The sequence below is a fragment of the Streptococcus sp. 27098_8_134 genome, assembly GCF_041431675.1.
In the GTDB taxonomy this organism is placed as follows: domain Bacteria; phylum Bacillota; class Bacilli; order Lactobacillales; family Streptococcaceae; genus Streptococcus; species Streptococcus sanguinis_R.
The window spans coordinates 366,958-384,885 of record NZ_JAPVYD010000003.1; the positions used below are offsets into that span (position 1 = coordinate 366,958).

Sequence of the window (17,928 nt, forward strand, 5' to 3'; positions counted from 1 at the left end):
TTAGTCCTAAAGCTTAAAACATGAAAGGATTTAAAGATGGTAGCGATTGAAGAAGTGAAGGAAGAAAAACAAAAGATGATAGCAGTCAGTGAAGTTTTAAAGGATCTACCAGAATGGTTTGGAATACCTGAAAGTACACAAGCTTACATTGAAGGAGCTAGGGATTTACAAGTTTGGGTTGCTTATCAGGAGAGTAAATTGGCTGGCTTTGTAAGCTTATCTTATTCTAGTGAAGATTGTGCAGAGATTGACTGCTTAGCTGTTAAGAAATTCTATCATAGAGCGGGAATTGGTAGTCAACTTCTAGAAGTTTTAGAAAAATCTGCTCGTCAAAAAGCATCCTATCTGCAAGTAAAAACGGTAGCACCAGGTTATTATCCTACCTATGACAGAACTAACGCTTTTTATCAGGCTCAGGGCTTTAAAAAGTTAGAAATTTTTCCTGAACTTTGGGATAAAAGCAACCCTTGTTTGATTTGGGTTAAGAAATTGTGAAATTCTAACTTGACAAAAAAACTCAAGATGCTAAAATAAAGGGGAAAAGACGCCGATTTAGCTCAGTTGGTAGAGCAACGCACTCGTAACGCGTAGGTCACAGGTTCGATCCCTGCAATCGGCAGAAAGAAAACCAGCAACTTTTTCATGGGTTGCTGGTTTTGTTTATCTAATTCTTATAAAGAAGTAAGAAAAGTTAGACCGCCTAATATCACTCCTGCCGCATTGGGAATGATAAGGATCCAGTCTTTTTTAGGTTCTTTGGTCCAACCATAGATTACCCAAATTAAACAAGAAACTGCTGCGAATAGTGGTTGGAATGGTTGAGCTTTTTCTCCTTGCAAGTTAGCGATAATTTGTGGAATATATGCAATAAAGACAAGAATCCCAATAAAAGCTCCAATAGATCCGACAAAGCGATTAATTTTTTGTTTAGACATATAGTACCTCCTGAGGTACTATTATATCAGAAGGAAAAAAGTTTTCAAATTTGTTTGATCATAAAATAAGACAGATATTCAATATGTGTAAGTCGTGCTTTTATACTAAACGAATCTATTGGAGAGTCTAGGATGAGAAATCAAATTTGCTTAACATTTTTTGAGAAGGGTAAGCTACCACTTAGTTATCAAAAATAACCACTTACTGAAAATGCCTTGTTTCTTTTTTGAAAATTGTTATAATGAAGTCAGAAGCAAGGAAAGGAGTGGCTATGAAGATTAGGATTGAGCTTGATACAGATATGGCAGAAACTGAAGTCGTTATCCGAACGGCTCAATATGGTGAAGAGGTGGCTCGGATTCAAGCAGCTCTTGAACAAGCCAACCGTCAACCGATAGCTTTCTATAAGGATACAAGTGAATATTTTGTCGATTTGAAGAATATTTTATTTTTTGAAACGGATGCTACCAAAATTTATGCTCATAGCAGGGATGATGCTTATGAAGTCAAATTGAAGCTATACGAATTAGAAGAGAGACTTCCGGCATATTTCTGTCGCATTTCAAAGTCTACTATTGCCAATGCCAAGGCTATTTACGCTTTGGATAAATCATTTTCGGGAACCAGTACTATCCAATTTTATGACACACATAAACAAGTGCACGTTTCCCGACACTACTATCAAATTTTAAAAGAAAAGTTAAACGAAACGAGGTAATTTTCATGAAAAAAACAATTTTTGGAATCGGCTTTTTAGTCTTGGCAGCTTGGGTTCTGCTGCAGGGGAATTTTGGGATTCCTGCCTTCAATTTTAATATTTGGCCCATGCTAGTAGTTGCAATGTTTGCCTATTTCGCCTTGGAAAATTTCTTAGAAAGAGACTTTGGCACTGGGCTGATCATGGCAGTTATTGCGCTGATTATTGCCAATGCCGTTTACCACTTTTTAGCTATTTCAACAGGAACCTTGGTTTTGGGTGGTATTCTGGCTTGCATCGGTCTCAATATGATTTTCAAGCCCCGGCGCATTTTTAAGGGGCGTATCTTCTCAACTGCCTCTTCTTCCTCAAAAGATGATATTGCTTTTGGCAGCGGCACGCGCTATATCAACTCAGATAACTTCACCTATGAAAAGTTAGACTGTGCTTTTGGCAGTGCATCGGTTTATTTTGATAATGCGACTATCGAAGGGGACTCAGCAACTTTTGAAGTGGATCTGTCTTTTGGCAGTGTGATGCTTTATGTGCCCAGCGACTGGCGTGTAGAGCTGGATGTAGATAATGCCTTTGGCTCTGTCTACAATCCCCGCAATGTCAATGAAAAGAGAAAAACTCTCTATGTCAAAGGCAACGTAGCTTTCGGTTCTTTGAAGATTAGCTATGTTTAGGAAAACGGATTAATTTCGAAACTTTGGACAAATGTACTTGTCAAACGTCAAGTTTTTTGGTAATATAGGAAGGTATGTGGTGCTAGCACATCCGTAATATTAGATCTAATAGGAGGAAACACGATAATGGCTAAAGTATGTTACTTTACTGGTCGTAAGACTGTATCAGGAAACAACCGCTCTCACGCGATGAACCAAACAAAACGCGCTGTTAAACCAAATCTTCAAAAAGTTACTGTTTTGATTGACGGTAAACCTAAAAAAGTTTGGGCTTCAGCTCGTGCCCTTAAATCAGGTAAAGTTGAACGCGTTTAATTTTTATTTAAAAGGATGGAAATTTTCCGTCCTTTTTTGCTTGTAAATTTCCGCCTAGACAGTTGATTTAGACCCTTCCTCTTTTACACCCTGTATAAAATATGGTAGAATAAACTATAAAATACTTTTGAGGTACAAATTATGACTGTGAAAATTAATACAAAAGATGGTCAAATTGAGCTGACTGATGATGTGATTGCGACAATCGTCGGCGGTGCAGCGACTGAAATTTTTGGTGTAGTTGGCATGGCCAGCAAAAATGCAATCAAGGATAATTTTCAAGCCCTTTTAGGAAAAGAAAACTATGCTAAGGGCGTGGTTGTGAAAGCGACTGATGAAGGTGATATCGCAGTTGATGTCTACACTGTGTTAAGCTATGGAGTCAAAATCAGCGAAGTTTCCAAAAACATCCAAGAGCGTGTTAAATTCAGTTTGGAAAACAAGCTCGGAATTACTGCCCATGCAGTGAATGTTTATATCCAAAATATTAAAGTCGTAGGAGAATAATCGTGGCAAATATTACTACTAGTTTATTTCAAGAAATGGTGCAGGCGGCATCTACTCGCTTAAATAAACAGGCTGAATATGTAAACTCTTTGAATGTCTTCCCGGTTCCAGATGGCGATACAGGGACCAACATGGGCATGACCATTGAAAATGGTGCCAAGGAAGTGTCAGATAAGTCTGCTTCAACAGTTGGCGAAGCGGCGGGTATCTTTGCGAAAGGCCTTTTGATGGGCGCGCGTGGTAACTCAGGAGTTATCACTTCCCAGCTTTTCCGCGGTTTTTCTCAAAGTGTGAAAGAGCATGAAGAGCTGACTGGTGAAGATCTAGCTCTGGCCTTTCAGTCTGGTGTAGAAGTGGCTTACAAGGCAGTTATGAAGCCGGTTGAGGGAACGATTTTGACTGTTTCCCGCGGTGCGGCTATCGGAGCCAAGAAGAAAGCTGAAGTCACTAATGATGCTGTAGAAGTTATGAAAGCAGCTCTTGAAGGAGCAAAGGCTGCTTTGGCTAAGACACCGGATATGCTGCCGGTTCTGAAAGAAGTCGGTGTTGTGGACTCTGGCGGTCAAGGGTTGGTCTTTATCTACGAAGGCTTCCTGTCTGCTCTTACAGGCGAATATATTGCTTCCGAGGACTTCGTGGCGACACCTGCGACCATGTCTGAGATGATTAATGCTGAGCATCATAAGTCTGTAGCTGGCCATGTTGCGACAGAAGACATCACTTTCGGCTATTGTACTGAAATCATGGTGGCCCTTAAGACAGGACCAACCTATGTAAAAGATTTTGATTATGATGAGTTCCGCAACTACCTAAACGATTTGGGAGATTCCCTGTTGGTAGTCAACGATGATGAAATCGTCAAAGTCCATGTCCATACTGAAGATCCAGGATTGGTTATGCAGGAAGGTCTCAAGTACGGTAGTTTGGTCAAGGTCAAGGTTGACAATATGCGCAACCAACACGAAGCCCAGGTTGAAAAGGAAGAGCGCTCAGCTAAGCCGGCTCAAGAAAAAGAGTTTGCGATTATTGCTGTAGTGGCTGGTGATGGTCTGGCTGAAATCTTTAAGGCTCAAGGAGTTGACTACATCATCTCTGGCGGGCAAACTATGAACCCATCAACGGAAGACTTTATCAAAGCTGTGGAGCAAGTCAATGCTCGTAATATTATTATCTTGCCAAATAATAAAAACATCTTCATGGCAGCCCAATCAGCAGCAGAAGTGATTGAACAGCCTGCAGCTGTTATTGAGACTCGCACGATCCCTCAAGGCTTGACCAGTCTCCTAGCTTTTGATGGCGGCAAGACTATCGAGGAAAACCAAGAGCGTATGACTGCAGCCTTGGCAGAAGTAGTCAGCGGCAGCGTGACGACTGCGGTTCGTGATACGACGATTGATGGCTTGGAAATTCATGAAAATGACAACCTCGGTATGGTGGATGGTAAGATTGTTGTTTCTAATCCAGATATGCTGACGGCTTTGAAAGAAACGTTCAGCAAGATGCTCAATGAAGACAGCGAGATTGTCTCTATCTATATCGGTGAAGACGGCAGCGAAGAGTTGGCTAGCAGTCTTGCTCAAGATTTGATGGAACAATTCGAGGATGTCGAAGTAGAAATTCATCAGGGCAGTCAGCCGGTTTATCCATATATTTTTAGTGTTGAATAGCATAAAAAGGCAATCGAAAGGTTGTCTTTTATTATTTTATAGAAAATACTTAGACAAGAAACTGGTATTATGTTATACTGTAACAAATAAAAAGTAAAAAAAGGTGAACTATGAAAAAATTTTTCATTCTTGTTATTTCTGCTTCGGTGCTCTTGACGGGCTGCGTGCTTCCTAGCTTCAGCAAGCATCGTCCTAGACATTCTTCTGAATCAGCTCCTTCTTCTAGGCGGACTAAATCTAGCTCTAGCTCTAGCAAGTCATCCAGTTCTTCTTCTGAAAGTACAGAGATTGTCTCTAAAACCTTGGTTGGAGACATTGAAGAAATCCATCATCGTGATACAATTACCTATCAGGGCAAGAAAATCCTGAATCTTCGGATGGAATTGCTCACTTCCCTGCCAGAAGAAGCTAGTGCGGCATCAGCTACTTTGACTCCAGAGGAAATGACGACTATCATTCGTGAAGGAATGCAGTCTGATTCAAACTATGTAGCAGCTAAGAGTCTGGAAGGTGTTAATATTGATTATTCAGTTACAGCAGAGAAGAAATTGCAGACCTTGATTGAAATTGATTTGCAAAAGGTCAATGTCGAAGAAGTGGAAAAGAACAGTTTCTTCCAAGGTTTTGGACTGAAGGACATTAAGGATATTACACCTGAGATGTTCATTCTGAGTCTGAAGCTCAATGGTCTTAAAGAAGAGGGACAGAGCTAAAGTTTAAAAAGCGTTGGTCGCCTCGTCATACAAGATTGAGTAGCTAGTTTAATGAAAAAATTTTTAGATTAAGTTACTTTAAGTTCAGTTTCTATCTGAATTGCAACAGACCTACAACTAGTCGGTTCCTCTCAATGAGGGGGCCGGCTTTTTTTGTGTCTTCATGCAGAAGGGATATAAATAGATTATTCCAATATTTGCTAGCTTTGGGTTCAAAAAGTGGAATAGTGACATTTGTCATGTCAGTCGGTGACAAAATCAACTAGTAGGAAAAATTTCTTTGCCTTATAATATAGTTAACAAAATGATAAAAGATTGCTGTAAGAATTCAAAAAGCATTTGGTCTTTATTATTCTTCCGGCTTTGGAAAAATAAAGGAAAGATGCACATGCGCTTTATTGAATCAAAGGAGGAGTAAAATGGAACTGATTGAAGTAAAGAAGCTTTCTAAAAGCATTCATGGTAAGGAGATTTTAAAGGATATTTCGTTTGGAATCTCCCAAGGTGACTGTGTGGCCTTGATTGGTCCCAACGGAGCAGGTAAAACGACTCTCATGGATTGTTTGCTGGGCGATAAGTTTCTGACAGCAGGTGAAGCAAGGATTCAGGGACTAAAGCCGACTGACAATCATCTCAAGCAGTCGGTAGCGATTTTACCACAGGAAAATACAGTGGTGGAGGATTTGAAGGTCAAGGAACTCTTGACGTTCTTCCAAGCTATTTATCCAAATAGTTTGTCCAATCAAGAAGTTGATGACTTGCTGCAATTTACAGACAAGCAAAAGAATCAGTTGGCCAGCAAGCTGTCTGGTGGACAAAAGCGTCTCTTCTCTTTTGTTCTGAGTCTGATTGGCCGTCCTAAGATTCTATTCTTGGACGAACCGACTTCTGCTATGGACACCTCTACTCGTCAGCATTTCTGGGCAATTGTTAATCAGCTCAAGCAGCAGGGAGTGACCATCGTTTATTCTTCGCACTATATCGAAGAAGTCGAGCATACGGCAGATCGGATTTTGGTGCTGCACAAGGGCGAGTTGATTCGGGACACGACGCCTTATGCCATGCGCAGTGAGGAGCAGGAAAAACACTTTACCTTGCCGCTGACTTATCAGTCTGTGCTGGAAAAGCTGGATAATGTGACTGATATAGAAATCAAGCAAAAGGCTTTATCTTTTGCTACTAGAGAAGCTGGTCAAGTCTGGCAGGTTCTTCAGGAAAACGGCTGTACAATCGAAGAGATTGAAGTACGTAACCGTACCCTCTTGGATAGTATTTTTGAAACGACACAAGAATAGGAGAGTAATCATGAAAAATATGGCAAGTCTTATGAAGATTGAGTTGATTTTAATGAAGCGGCAGGCTGCTTATTATCTCTTGTCTATTGGTCTGCCCAGCGTCTTTTACCTGATTTTCTCAGGAATGATGTCTGGGAGTGATACGCCTGAGCGTGTGCTTCGAGGCTACCTCTTCTCTATGACTCTTTTTAGTATCATGTCTAGTGCCTTCTTTAGCATTCCAAGCACTTTGCAGTCTGATAAAAATAATAACTGGCAAAAAATGATTCAGCACTCGCCGATTTCTATGGTAAAATATTATATATCAAAACTTTGCAGTACGCTGTTGACTTTTATGCTTTCTATCATCGTAGTCTTCTCGATTGGGCATTTTGTTCGCGGGGTTAATCTGCCAATGGTAGACTGGCTTCTTATTGCCGTGATCCTTCTGGTAGGAAGTGTGGTCTTTATTGCCATGGGTGTATTGGTCAGCCTCTTGCCAAGTGCTCAGCTCATGTCTGTAGTGGGCAATATCGTCTATATGGCACTGGCTGTTCTGGGCGGTCTATGGTTCCCTCTGACCATGTTCCCAAAATGGCTCCAGCCAATCGGTAAGTTGACGCCAAGTTATCAACTGATGCAGGTTGTGTCTTCTTATCTAGAACACCATCAGTTTAATGGCAAGGCCGCTTTGATTGTTCTGATTTATACGGTTTTGGTCAGCATTCTTGTACTACAACTCAAAAAGCGAATTGAGGTAAAATAAAAGCATGTGGGAAAAAATTAGACATGTCCACTATATGTTTCATATTGCGCTGGTCTTTATCATCTTTCCAGTGGCAGGAGTGATTAGCGGGGAATACCCGCTTTTCGTCTTGCTGTGGACAGCTATTTTTGTTGCGGCTTATTATGCGGTCTTGTTAAGTAACCGTCGCCTTATCCAGTTTCTTTCTTGGTGGTTCTTAGTTGCTTACATATATTATAGTTCGGTCTGGTTAAATGGAGGGTTTGCTTGGTACGTCTTTTATTTATCAAATATGCTCATTTATGAGCTGGATGATATTTCTTTTAAATCTTGGCGTTTTTTGACCTTTGTCGCCTTGCAGCCTGCTATTTTGCTGACTAATTACTTGTTGGGTCATGTTGGTCCAGCAGAGCTACTCTTCTTTATTGTAACCTTTCTCTTTTCAGATGGTTTGACTTTTGGTCTCCATCGGATTCAGACGACGGAGCGAATCAAGGAAGAAAAGGTCAAGCAAAATGCCCAGCTGAATCTTTTTATGGCAGAAAATGAGCGCAATCGGATTGGCCGAGACTTACATGATAGTCTAGGACACACCTTTGCTATGCTCAGTGTTAAGGCGGAGCTGGCTCAGCAGTTTTTGCATATGGAAGCTTACGACAAGGCAGCAAAAGAACTGCAGGAAATGCAAGAGATTAGTAAGAAATCAATGGCTGATGTTCGGCGGATTATTAATGATCTAAAGAATCGGACGCTGGATGAGGAACTCGTGACCATTAGAGCCATGCTGGAGATGAGCGGCGTTCAGGTAAAGATAGATAACCAGTTCAATGTTGCCAGTATCCCACCAAGTCAGCAGTCAACGATTAGTATGATTTTGCTGGAGGCTGCTACCAATATTATCAAGCATGCCAAGGCTAAAAAGAGTAATTTTTCTTTGGTAAAGAAAAACGAAAAGCTTATTTTAGACATTCAGGATGATGGTTGTGGTTTTCAGAAGCTGACCGGACGGGAGTTGCATAGTATTCGAGAGCGGCTGTCTGCCTTATCAGGAAAGCTTGAGATTCTTAGCAGCCAAGATCCAACATGGATTCGGATTGAGTTGCCATACGGAGGGAAGGAAGCATGAAACTTTTGTTAGCAGAAGATCAAAGTATGCTGAGAGATGCTCTAGCTCAGCTCTTGCAGCTGCAGCCAGATGTCGAAGAAGTCTATCAGGCCGCAGATGGGCAGAAGGCTATTGACTGTCTTAGCTCAGAAACTGTTGATGTAGCTATTTTGGACGTGGAAATGCCCCACCAGACCGGCCTAGATGTTCTCGAATGGGTTAAGGCCAATCGACCCAACATCAAGGTCATCATCGTCACAACCTTCAAGCGACCGGGCTACTTTGAGCGAGCTGTTAAGGCGGATGTAGATGCTTATGTGCTCAAAGAGCGCAGCATTGCGGATTTGATGAAAACCATCCATACCGTTCTAGATGGGCAAAAGGAATATTCGCCGGAATTGATGGAGGTGCTAATGACCAGTAGGAACCCTCTCTCTCAGCAGGAGAGGCTAGTCCTGCAAGCTGCGGCGACTGGCCTGTCCAATAAAGAAATTGCTGAAAAACTCTACCTGTCAAATGGAACGGTTCGTAACTATATGTCTGCTATTTTGACCAAGCTAGATGCTGAAAATCGAACAGAAGCCGTCCGAATTGGCCAAGAGCAAGGCTGGTTATAGCTGGTAGAATCAGTTTTTTAGAAAAGATGAGGAGCGGGAGCTTTCCCATAAACGGAACATTTGAGAGCTAATAATTCTAATGAAAGGTCAGTACTATAAATATAGTTCTGGCTTTTTATCTTTTATTAGAAAAAAACATTCGGATTTAGAGAAAAAATGTAGAAAAACATTCTGCATGGCTTGCAATTTTTTTCAAAAATGTTATCATAGTAGAAAGCTTTTTGAATTTTTAGAAAATTGTAAATAAATGAAAGGGGAAGAATGGAGAAAATCAAATTAGAAACTTCTAAGACAGGTTCAGAGCTTGTTTTGGAAACCTTGAAAAATCTTGGTGTTGATACGATTTTTGGCTATCCCGGCGGCGCTGTACTGCCGCTTTATGATGCTATTTATAGTTTTGAAGGCATCCGCCACATTCTGGGCCGCCATGAGCAAGGCTGTGTTCACGAAGCAGAAGGCTATGCTAAGTCTACAGGGAAAATCGGTGTTGCGGTTGTGACCAGCGGTCCGGGAGCGACTAATGCCATTACCGGTATTGCCGATGCCATGAGTGATAGCGTCCCCCTTTTAGTCTTTACTGGTCAGGTGGCCAAGGCTGGAATCGGTAAAGATGCGTTTCAGGAAGCGGATATTGTTGGGATTACGACTCCTATTACCAAGTACAATTATCAGGTCCGGGAGACGGCAGAAATTCCGCGCATCATCACAGAAGCTATTCACATTGCGACGACAGGTCGTCCTGGACCGGTCGTTATTGATTTGCCTAAGGATGTCTCGGCTTTGGAAACGGACTTTATCTATGACAGCAAGTTGCATCTGCCAAGCTATCAGCCGACTATTGAGCCTAATGAATTGCAGATTAAGAAGATTATCAAACAAATCTCTAAGGCTAAAAAGCCGGTTCTGCTTTCAGGAGGCGGTATTAGTTATGCCGAGGCAGCAGAGGAGCTGGTTGCTTTGGCGGAGCGGTATCAGATTCCAGTAGTCACTACCTTGTTGGGTCAGGGGACTATTGCGACAGACCATCCTTTGTTTTTAGGTATGGGTGGGATGCACGGTTCTTTTGCGGCCAATATTGCCATGACTGAGGCCGACTTTATGATTAGTATCGGCTGCCGCTTTGATGACCGTCTGACTGGTAACCCGAAAACCTTTGCCAAGAACGCTAAAGTAGCACATATTGATATTGATCCAGCAGAAATTGGGAAAATTATCAGTGTAGACATCCCTATCGTAGGGGATGCTAAGAAAGCCCTGCAGATGCTATTGAATGAAGAGCAGGTGCATAACAATACCAGCAAGTGGATTGAAAAAGTAACGCAGGATAAGGAACGGGTTCGCTCATATGATAAGAAAGAACGTGTCGTACAGCCTCAGGCTGTCATTGAGCGCGTGGGTGAGCTGACCAAGGGTGATGCCATCGTTGTAACAGACGTCGGTCAGCACCAAATGTGGGCCGCACAATATTATCCGTATAAAAACGAGCGTCAACTGGTAACGTCTGGTGGTCTAGGAACCATGGGCTTCGGTGTACCTGCAGCGATTGGAGCTAAGATTGCCAATCCAGATAAGGAAGTGGTGCTCTTTGTCGGAGATGGTGGCTATCAGATGACAAACCAAGAGATGGCTATTCTCAATATCTATAAGATTCCGATTAAGGTCATCATGCTTAACAATCATTCGCTAGGCATGGTGCGCCAGTGGCAGGAAGCTTTCTATGATGGTCGTACCTCTGAGTCTGTCTTTGAAACTTTGCCAGATTTCCAGCTCATGGCTCAGGCCTATGGTGTTAAATCCTATAAATTTGACGATCCGGAGACTATTGTCCAGGATTTGGAAGTGCTGAAGGAAGATATACCGATGTTTATCGAGGTAGATATCTCTCGCAAGGAACACGTTCTTCCAATGGTGCCGGCTGGCAAGAGCAATCATGAGATGTTGGGGGTGAAGTTCCATGCGTAGAATGTTGACAGCTAAACTCCAAAACCGTTCGGGTGTTCTAAACCGCTTCACGGGTGTCCTTTCCAGACGTCAGGTTAATATTGAGAGTATCTCAGTCGGAACGACGGAAAATCCGGAAGTATCCCGTATCACCATCATCATTGATGTGGCTTCATTGGCAGAAGTCGAGCAGATTATCAAGCAGCTCAATCGTCAGATTGATGTGATTCGGGTTCGAGATATCACGGACCGTCCTCACTTAGAGCGTGAAGTGATTCTGGTTAAGGTCTCAGCTCCAGCTGATAAGCGAGCAGAGATTCTGTCTATTATCCAGCCATTCCGGGCGACAGTTGTGGATGTAGCACCTAGCTCTATTACCGTTCAGATGACTGGTGATGCGGAGAAGAGCGAGGCTCTGCTTCGAGTCATTCGCCCATATGGTATTAAAAATATTGCTCGGACTGGAGCGACAGGCTTTACCCGAGATTAAATCAAACCTTTAATTTGTTAAAACCGCCTAATAGGCAATAAAAATAGAAAAGAGAGTAAAACTTATGGCAGTAACAATGGAATACGAAAAAGATGTAAAAGTAGCAGCGCTTGACGGTAAGAAAATTGCCGTAATCGGCTATGGATCACAAGGTCATGCTCATGCGCAAAACTTGCGCGATACAGGCCACGATGTGATTATCGGTGTTCGTCCTGGTAAGTCATTTGACAAGGCTAAAGAAGACGGCTTTGATACTTATACAGTAGCAGAAGCAGCTAAATTGGCTGATGTTATCATGATTTTGGCTCCAGATGAAATCCAACAAGATCTTTATGAAGCAGAAATCGCTCCAAACTTGGAAGCTGGAAACGCAGTTGGATTTGCTCATGGTTTTAACATCCATTTTGAATTTATCAAAGTTCCTGCCGATGTAGATGTCTTTATGTGTGCACCGAAAGGCCCTGGTCACTTGGTTCGCCGTACTTTCGAAGAAGGTTTTGGTGTACCAGCTCTGTATGCAGTCTACCAAGACGCTACTGGAAATGCCAAAGACATCGCAATGGACTGGTGTAAAGGTGTTGGTGCGGCTCGTGTTGGTTTGCTTGAAACAACTTACAAAGAAGAAACTGAAGAAGATCTTTTTGGTGAACAAGCTGTCCTTTGTGGTGGTTTGACTGCCCTTATCGAAGCAGGTTTTGAAGTCTTGACAGAAGCAGGCTATGCCCCAGAATTGGCTTACTTTGAAGTTCTTCATGAAATGAAATTGATCGTTGACTTGATCTATGAAGGTGGCTTCAAGAAGATGCGTCAATCTATCTCAAATACAGCCGAATATGGTGACTATGTATCTGGTCCGCGCGTGATTACTGAGCAAGTCAAAGAAAACATGAAGGCGGTCTTGGCTGATATCCAAAACGGTAAATTTGCGAACGACTTCGTTGATGACTATAAAGCTGGTCGTCCAAAACTGACTGCTTACCGCGAGCAAGCTGCTAATCTGGAGATTGAAAAGGTCGGTGCAGAATTGCGTAAAGCAATGCCATTCGTTGGTAAAAACGACGACGATGCTTTCAAGATTTACAATTAAGGTAAAGAGCAGATAAGACATTAGGGGTTGGAATGCGAATTCCCAGCCCCTTGTTTTGCTTGATAGAGAATAAACTGGAGAGACAGGGAAGGAAAAAATATGCTCAGAGCAAAAGATATCACGCATGCTCATAAAGTGTTAAAAGATGTGGTTGTCAATACTCCGCTTGACTACGACCACTATTTGTCGGAGAAGTACCAAGCCAAGATTTACCTGAAGAAGGAAAATATGCAGCGGGTGCGCTCTTTTAAACTTCGCGGGGCTTATTATGCCATTTCTCAACTTAATGAAGAGGAGCGCCAGCGTGGGGTTGTCTGTGCTTCTGCGGGAAATCACGCCCAAGGAGTGGCCTATACTTGTAAGGAAATGAAAATTCCAGCAACTATTTTTATGCCCATCACGACTCCTCAGCAGAAGATTAGCCAGGTCCGCTTCTTTGGTGGTGAATTTGTGGATATCAAGCTGGTTGGAGATACCTTTGATGCTTCGGCCAAGGCTGCGCTTGACTATACTAAGGCTGAAAACCGCACCTTTATCGATCCTTTTGACAATGAAGATGTCCAAGCGGGTCAAGGGACTGTAGCTTATGAAATCTTAGACGAGGCCAAGAGAGAAGCTATTACTTTTGATGCAGTTTTGGTACCAGTTGGCGGCGGCGGCCTGATATCAGGAGTCTCAACCTATATAAAAGAAAGTCAGCCAACTATTGAAGTCATTGGTGTGGAAGCCAACGGTGCCCGCAGTATGAAAGCAGCTTTTGAAGCAGGTGGTCCAGTCAAGCTCAAAGAAATCGACAAATTTGCGGACGGTATCGCAGTCCAGAAAGTCGGTGCATCAACCTATGAGGTCACACAAAAGAATGTTCAAAATCTTATCGGTGTAGATGAAGGGCTTATTTCAGAGACCATCATTGATCTATATTCCAAGCAAGGGATTGTCGCAGAGCCAGCTGGTGCTGCAAGTGTTGCTGCTTTGGAAGTGCTGAGTGAGTATATCAAGGGGAAGACTATCTGCTGCATTATCTCAGGTGGTAATAATGACATCAACCGAATGCCAGAGATGGAAGAACGGGCTCTTATTTACGATGGCATCAAGCACTATTTCGTGGTTAACTTCCCACAGCGTCCAGGTGCCCTGCGTGAATTCGTAAATGATATTTTAGGACCCAATGACGATATTACTCGTTTTGAATATATCAAGCGGGCAAGCAAGGGAACGGGTCCAGTTCTCATTGGTATTTCTCTGGCTGATAAGCATGATTATGCTTCTTTGATTAACCGTATTGAGCAGTTTGATCCCTCCTTTATCAATCTGAACGGGAATGAAACACTCTACAATATGCTTGTCTAATTGTAAATATATTTTAGCCTAATTTGTATGCTTTCGTTTGAAACTGCAAATTAAATATGTTAGAATATACTATAGTGAATCAAGGAGGCTTGAACATGTTTTTTATTCCATTTTTCTTTATCATATTGATCATAATCTTTATATTCTTGCTGCTTAGTGCAGTCTATGTGGTTCGTCAGCAATCTGTGGCAATCATTGAGCGTTTTGGACGTTATCACAAAACCAGCAGCAGCGGTATCAATTTCCGTCTTCCTTTAGGGATTGATAAGATAGCGGCTCGTGTTCAGCTGCGTTTGCTGCAGAGCGAGATTGTCGTTGAGACTAAGACACAGGATAATGTTTTCGTAACTATGAATGTTGCGACCCAGTATCGCGTAAATGAGAACAACGTGATTGACGCTTATTACAAGCTTATGCGGCCAGAAGCTCAAATTAAGTCCTATATTGAAGATGCCCTTCGTTCCTCCGTTCCAAAACTGACCTTGGACGAGCTCTTTGAAAAGAAGGACGAAATTGCCCTAGAAGTCCAAAAGCAAGTGGCAGAAGAAATGTCAACCTATGGCTATATCATTGTCAAAACCTTGATTACCAAGGTTGAGCCTGATGCTGAAGTTAAACAGTCTATGAACGAAATCAATGCGGCGCAGCGTAAGCGTGTGGCTGCTCAGGAATTGGCTGAAGCGGATAAGATTAAGATTGTGACAGCTGCTTCTGCAGAAGCTGAGAAAGACCGTCTGCATGGTGTTGGTATTGCCGAGCAGCGGAAGGCCATTGTGGATGGTTTGGCAGATTCGATCAAGGAATTGAAGGGAGCCAATATTGAGTTGACTGAAGAGCAGATTATGTCTATTCTTTTGACCAACCAGTACCTGGATACGCTAAATAATTTTGCAGATAGTTCGGGTAATAATACCATTTTCCTTCCAGCAAATCCAGAAGGTGTCGAAAGTATTCGGACTCAGATACTTTCAGCCCTCAAAGCTAAGTAAAGAAAATTCAGAATTATTTAATTTGTTCGAATTTGGTCTGTTTAAGTTGACAAACTGTATAAAAACAATTATAGTAGTTGATGTAGCTAGAATAGAGAGGAGTAAGAAATGGCTAAATCTAATTTCGAGAAAGTAGAATCTGTTGTTAGTTGGGTACGTGATAAGAAGATCACCGGTTACCGTATTAGTAAAGAAACAAATGCACGTGAAATGTCTATCATTGCTCTTGCTCAAGGACGTGCAAAAGTGAAAAATATCTCTTTTGAAACAGCTCTTGGCTTGATTGATTTCTACGACAAAAACCATGAAAAATTTGAAGACTAAACTTCAAAATCGTGCAACTGATATTGCTCATTAAATCAAAAAAGGAATCTGGACTTAGTTCCAGATTCCTTTTTTGATTTTGAAAATAAATAGTTTAGCTGAGGAAACGTTGCAGGAATTCTTTGGTTCTTTCTTCTTTGGGATTGGTGAAGATATCCTGCGGGCTGCCAGCTTCAGCGATGACGCCCTTGTCCATAAAGATAACACGGCTGGAGACATCACGGGCAAATTCCATTTCGTGGGTTACGACTATCATAGTCAGCCCTTCCTGAGCCAGTTCTTTCATGATTTTCAGAACTTCACCAACCATTTCAGGGTCGAGGGCTGAAGTCGGCTCGTCAAAGAGGATAGCATCAGGATTCATAGAGAGGGCGCGGGCAATAGCGACCCGCTGCTTCTGACCGCCTGAGAGTTGCTTAGGCTTGGCCTGCCAGTATTGCTCGCCCATTCCAACCTTGTTGAGGTTTTCTTTGGCAATTTTCTCAGCTTCTGACCGTTCTTTTTTCAGGACCGTTGTCTGAGCAACGATGGTATTTTCCAGGACATTAAGATTTTCAAAGAGATTGAAAGACTGAAAGACCATGCCCAGCTTTTCACGGTAATGGGTCAAGTCGTAATTCTCGTCCAGGACATTCTTGCCGCGATAGAAAATCTGTCCGCCAGTTGGTGTTTCCAGAAGGTTAATGGAGCGCAGGAAGGTTGACTTTCCGCTACCGGAACTGCCGATGATGGAAATCACTTCTCCTTTATGAACAGTGAGGGAGATGTCCTTGAGGACTTGGTTTTCACCGTAGGACTTTTTGAGGTTTTTAATTTCTAGAATAGTTTCTGTCATGATTTTACTTCTCCTGTCTGCATTTGATTGGCACCTGTCGTGTAGTTGTCTGTGTCGAAGCGTTTTTCAACATAGCGAAGGATGCGTGTCACGCTGAATGTCAGGACAAAGTAGATTACAGCGATGATGGTAAAGGTTTGGAAGTACTGGTAGGTCTGGGTAGCGATGGTATTTCCAGAGAAATAAAGCTCAACTACCGAGATAACGTTCAACACGGATGTATCCTTGATATTGATAACAAATTCGTTACCAGTTGCAGGCAGAATATTGCGGACGACCTGAGGCAGAACAATCTTGCGCATAGTCTGGCCGTGGGTCATACCCAGTGCTGTTGCGGCCTCGAATTGCCCCTTATCAACGGCAAAGATACCACCGCGGACAATCTCACTCATATAAGCTCCGGTGTTGATGGAGACGATGAAAATGGCCGCGATAGTTCGGTCGATAGAGATTCCGAAAGCCTGGGCTGTTCCGTAGTAGATAACCATGGACTGAACAATCATGGGAGTTCCACGGAAAATCTCAATATAGATATTTAAGAACCAGCCGAAGATTTTTTGCAGTGATGCTAGGAGTTTATTCTTAGAAGCTGGTGCCGTCCGATAAACGCCAATCAGCAGTCCGATGATGAGGCCTGCAATGGTTCCTGTTATCGAAATAAGCAAGGTCAACCCAGCTCCGCGTAGGAATTGAGGCCAGTTTTCAGCCAGAATCTTAGCAACTTGACTGAAGAATGATTCATTCGTTGTTTCACTATCCGTATCAACAGGCTGTTTCTGAATCATCTCATCCATCAGCTTGACTTGGTCATTGGTAGTAATCTTAGCGATTGCTGCATTGGCTTGCTCGATACGATTGTCATCCTTGCGCATACCAATGGCAATGGAAGCATCTTCTTCACCGACTTCAAAGCCTTTCTCAAATTGAATCATTTTGAAGTTGGAGTTGGCAGTCTCAGCAGTCAAGGCTTCTGGCCGCTCAGAGATATAGCCATCAATAACCCCGGATTCCAAGGCTTGTCGCATCTGGGCAAAATCGCCCATAGCTGTCTCTTTTTTGGCATCAGACAGTTGGTCAATGAGATTGTAGAGGTAAACTCCTTGCTGGGAAGTGATTTTGGCGTCTTTGAAGTCTTCTAGAGTCTTAGCGGATGCATATTTTCCATCTTTACGAACTAGGAGAACTGGCTCGCTGGTGTAGTAACTGTTGGAAAAGGCAATTTCCTTTTTCCGCTCGGCAGTTGGACTCATACCCGCAATAATCATGTCAATTTTGCCGGAGGTCAGAGCAGGAATTAAGCCATTCCAAGAAGTCTTGACAACCAGAGGTTCCTTGCCCATCTCTTGAGCAATTTTTTTGGCAATCTGCACATCGTATCCGTTGGCATATTGGTTGGTGCCTTCGATTTTTACAGCACCGTTGGAATCGTCATCCTGAGTCCAGTTGAAGGGCGCGTAGGCTGCTTCCATACCGATCCTCAGATAGTCATCGGCCTGAATAACATGGACCGTTCCTAAGGTGACCAGGAGGGCTGTAAATAAAGTGAGTAATAATTTCTTCATGGGTTTCTCCTGCTTATCTAATAATAGTTCTTCCTATTCTATCGAAAATTGCGGTTCTTTTCAATCCTAGTAAGCCCTTACTTGA

Annotated in this window: 20 protein-coding genes and 1 tRNA gene; 18 read left to right on the forward strand and 3 right to left on the reverse strand. The window is 42.6% G+C overall.

The window, feature by feature from the left end; translation table 11 throughout:
* Nucleotides 1–36: 36 nt before the first annotated feature.
* The gene (locus O3620_RS09155; protein WP_002902392.1) at nt 37–495 is read left to right on the forward strand and encodes a GNAT family N-acetyltransferase; all 459 of its coding nucleotides are present in this window, start codon (nt 37–39) and stop codon (nt 493–495) included.
* Between the two features lie 51 nt (nt 496–546).
* Nucleotides 547–619 (forward strand) — tRNA-Thr (locus O3620_RS09160).
* 52 nt (nt 620–671) lie between these two features.
* Here the strand turns inward: O3620_RS09160 and O3620_RS09165 are convergent.
* Entirely contained in the window at nt 672–935 is a 264-nt protein-coding gene (locus tag O3620_RS09165; RefSeq protein WP_002902394.1) for a SemiSWEET family transporter, read from the reverse strand.
* Nucleotides 936–1,207: 272 nt separating this feature from the next.
* Here O3620_RS09165 and O3620_RS09170 point away from each other — a divergent pair, with 272 nt between their 5' ends.
* From O3620_RS09170 to O3620_RS09245, 16 genes are all read left to right on the forward strand, one after another.
* Nucleotides 1,208–1,654, forward strand: coding sequence for a LytTR family DNA-binding domain-containing protein (locus tag O3620_RS09170; protein ID WP_023917202.1), 447 nt, complete (start codon nt 1,208–1,210; stop codon nt 1,652–1,654).
* Between the two features lie 5 nt (nt 1,655–1,659).
* Entirely contained in the window at nt 1,660–2,322 is a 663-nt protein-coding gene (locus O3620_RS09175) for a hypothetical protein (protein ID WP_002905297.1), read from the forward strand.
* A gap of 126 nt (nt 2,323–2,448) precedes the next feature.
* Complete coding sequence (gene rpmB, locus O3620_RS09180) at nt 2,449–2,637, forward strand: 50S ribosomal protein L28 (protein ID WP_001140948.1); 189 nt, start codon at nt 2,449–2,451, stop codon at nt 2,635–2,637.
* Nucleotides 2,638–2,778: 141 nt separating this feature from the next.
* A complete protein-coding gene (locus O3620_RS09185; RefSeq protein ID WP_002893676.1) occupies nt 2,779–3,144 on the forward strand; it encodes an Asp23/Gls24 family envelope stress response protein in 366 nt (121 codons plus the stop codon).
* A gap of 2 nt (nt 3,145–3,146) precedes the next feature.
* Nucleotides 3,147–4,811: a DAK2 domain-containing protein gene (locus O3620_RS09190; protein ID WP_002902400.1), complete on the forward strand. Its 1,665-nt coding sequence runs from the start codon at nt 3,147–3,149 to the stop codon at nt 4,809–4,811.
* Nucleotides 4,812–4,921: 110 nt separating this feature from the next.
* Nucleotides 4,922–5,524: an SP0191 family lipoprotein gene (locus O3620_RS09195; protein WP_002920168.1), complete on the forward strand. Its 603-nt coding sequence runs from the start codon at nt 4,922–4,924 to the stop codon at nt 5,522–5,524.
* Nucleotides 5,525–5,943: 419 nt separating this feature from the next.
* A complete protein-coding gene (locus O3620_RS09200; protein ID WP_002902403.1) occupies nt 5,944–6,819 on the forward strand; it encodes an ABC transporter ATP-binding protein in 876 nt (291 codons plus the stop codon).
* 10 nt (nt 6,820–6,829) lie between these two features.
* Nucleotides 6,830–7,564, forward strand: a complete 735-nt coding sequence (locus O3620_RS09205; protein WP_002902406.1) for an ABC transporter permease — start codon at nt 6,830–6,832, stop codon at nt 7,562–7,564.
* A gap of 4 nt (nt 7,565–7,568) precedes the next feature.
* Complete coding sequence (locus O3620_RS09210) at nt 7,569–8,669, forward strand: sensor histidine kinase (protein WP_002902409.1); 1,101 nt, start codon at nt 7,569–7,571, stop codon at nt 8,667–8,669.
* Nucleotides 8,666–9,265 (forward strand): response regulator transcription factor, encoded by a 600-nt coding sequence (locus O3620_RS09215; RefSeq protein WP_002902412.1) that lies wholly within the window; start codon nt 8,666–8,668, stop codon nt 9,263–9,265. The genes O3620_RS09210 and O3620_RS09215 overlap by 4 nt, the downstream gene beginning before the upstream one ends.
* Before the next feature lie 261 nt (nt 9,266–9,526).
* The gene (locus O3620_RS09220) at nt 9,527–11,227 is read left to right on the forward strand and encodes an acetolactate synthase large subunit (protein ID WP_002920162.1); all 1,701 of its coding nucleotides are present in this window, start codon (nt 9,527–9,529) and stop codon (nt 11,225–11,227) included.
* A complete protein-coding gene (ilvN, locus tag O3620_RS09225; protein WP_002898887.1) occupies nt 11,220–11,696 on the forward strand; it encodes an acetolactate synthase small subunit in 477 nt (158 codons plus the stop codon). Before O3620_RS09220 ends, ilvN begins: the two co-directional genes overlap by 8 nt.
* A gap of 64 nt (nt 11,697–11,760) precedes the next feature.
* Complete coding sequence (gene ilvC, locus O3620_RS09230) at nt 11,761–12,783, forward strand: ketol-acid reductoisomerase (RefSeq protein WP_002902418.1); 1,023 nt, start codon at nt 11,761–11,763, stop codon at nt 12,781–12,783.
* Between the two features lie 99 nt (nt 12,784–12,882).
* Nucleotides 12,883–14,133, forward strand: a complete 1,251-nt coding sequence (ilvA, locus tag O3620_RS09235; protein WP_002922248.1) for a threonine ammonia-lyase IlvA — start codon at nt 12,883–12,885, stop codon at nt 14,131–14,133.
* Between the two features lie 56 nt (nt 14,134–14,189).
* Nucleotides 14,190–15,122, forward strand: a complete 933-nt coding sequence (locus O3620_RS09240) for an SPFH domain-containing protein (RefSeq protein WP_002898882.1) — start codon at nt 14,190–14,192, stop codon at nt 15,120–15,122.
* 108 nt (nt 15,123–15,230) lie between these two features.
* Nucleotides 15,231–15,446: a hypothetical protein gene (locus O3620_RS09245; protein ID WP_002893653.1), complete on the forward strand. Its 216-nt coding sequence runs from the start codon at nt 15,231–15,233 to the stop codon at nt 15,444–15,446.
* 94 nt (nt 15,447–15,540) lie between these two features.
* Here O3620_RS09245 and O3620_RS09250 read toward each other — a convergent pair whose 3' ends face one another.
* Both O3620_RS09250 and O3620_RS09255 read right to left on the reverse strand, forming a co-directional pair.
* Nucleotides 15,541–16,281 (reverse strand): amino acid ABC transporter ATP-binding protein, encoded by a 741-nt coding sequence (locus O3620_RS09250; protein WP_002893646.1) that lies wholly within the window; start codon nt 16,279–16,281, stop codon nt 15,541–15,543.
* Nucleotides 16,278–17,843 carry an ABC transporter substrate-binding protein/permease gene (locus O3620_RS09255; RefSeq protein WP_371601670.1) on the reverse strand — a complete coding sequence of 522 codons (1,566 nt, stop codon included), beginning with the start codon at nt 17,841–17,843 and terminating at the stop codon, nt 16,278–16,280. The genes O3620_RS09250 and O3620_RS09255 overlap by 4 nt, the downstream gene beginning before the upstream one ends.
* Nucleotides 17,844–17,928: the final 85 nt, after the last annotated feature.

Coding starts and splice junctions, on each gene's coding strand:
- O3620_RS09240 (WP_002898882.1), top strand. CDS start 14,190: ATGTTAGAATATACTATAGTGAATCAAGGAGGCTTGAACATGTTTTTT.
- O3620_RS09220 (WP_002920162.1), top strand. CDS start 9,527: ATGGAGAAAATCAAATTAGAAACTTCTAAGACAGGTTCAGAGCTTGTT.
- rpmB (WP_001140948.1), top strand. CDS start 2,449: ATGGCTAAAGTATGTTACTTTACTGGTCGTAAGACTGTATCAGGAAAC.
- O3620_RS09250 (WP_002893646.1), bottom strand. CDS start 16,281: ATGACAGAAACTATTCTAGAAATTAAAAACCTCAAAAAGTCCTACGGT.
- O3620_RS09175 (WP_002905297.1), top strand. CDS start 1,660: ATGAAAAAAACAATTTTTGGAATCGGCTTTTTAGTCTTGGCAGCTTGG.
- O3620_RS09165 (WP_002902394.1), bottom strand. CDS start 935: ATGTCTAAACAAAAAATTAATCGCTTTGTCGGATCTATTGGAGCTTTT.
- O3620_RS09155 (WP_002902392.1), top strand. CDS start 37: ATGGTAGCGATTGAAGAAGTGAAGGAAGAAAAACAAAAGATGATAGCA.
- O3620_RS09210 (WP_002902409.1), top strand. CDS start 7,569: ATGTGGGAAAAAATTAGACATGTCCACTATATGTTTCATATTGCGCTG.
- O3620_RS09205 (WP_002902406.1), top strand. CDS start 6,830: ATGAAAAATATGGCAAGTCTTATGAAGATTGAGTTGATTTTAATGAAG.
- O3620_RS09200 (WP_002902403.1), top strand. CDS start 5,944: ATGGAACTGATTGAAGTAAAGAAGCTTTCTAAAAGCATTCATGGTAAG.
- O3620_RS09215 (WP_002902412.1), top strand. CDS start 8,666: ATGAAACTTTTGTTAGCAGAAGATCAAAGTATGCTGAGAGATGCTCTA.
- O3620_RS09245 (WP_002893653.1), top strand. CDS start 15,231: ATGGCTAAATCTAATTTCGAGAAAGTAGAATCTGTTGTTAGTTGGGTA.
- O3620_RS09185 (WP_002893676.1), top strand. CDS start 2,779: ATGACTGTGAAAATTAATACAAAAGATGGTCAAATTGAGCTGACTGAT.
- ilvA (WP_002922248.1), top strand. CDS start 12,883: ATGCTCAGAGCAAAAGATATCACGCATGCTCATAAAGTGTTAAAAGAT.
- O3620_RS09170 (WP_023917202.1), top strand. CDS start 1,208: ATGAAGATTAGGATTGAGCTTGATACAGATATGGCAGAAACTGAAGTC.
- O3620_RS09195 (WP_002920168.1), top strand. CDS start 4,922: ATGAAAAAATTTTTCATTCTTGTTATTTCTGCTTCGGTGCTCTTGACG.
- ilvC (WP_002902418.1), top strand. CDS start 11,761: ATGGCAGTAACAATGGAATACGAAAAAGATGTAAAAGTAGCAGCGCTT.
- ilvN (WP_002898887.1), top strand. CDS start 11,220: ATGCGTAGAATGTTGACAGCTAAACTCCAAAACCGTTCGGGTGTTCTA.
- O3620_RS09255 (WP_371601670.1), bottom strand. CDS start 17,843: ATGAAGAAATTATTACTCACTTTATTTACAGCCCTCCTGGTCACCTTA.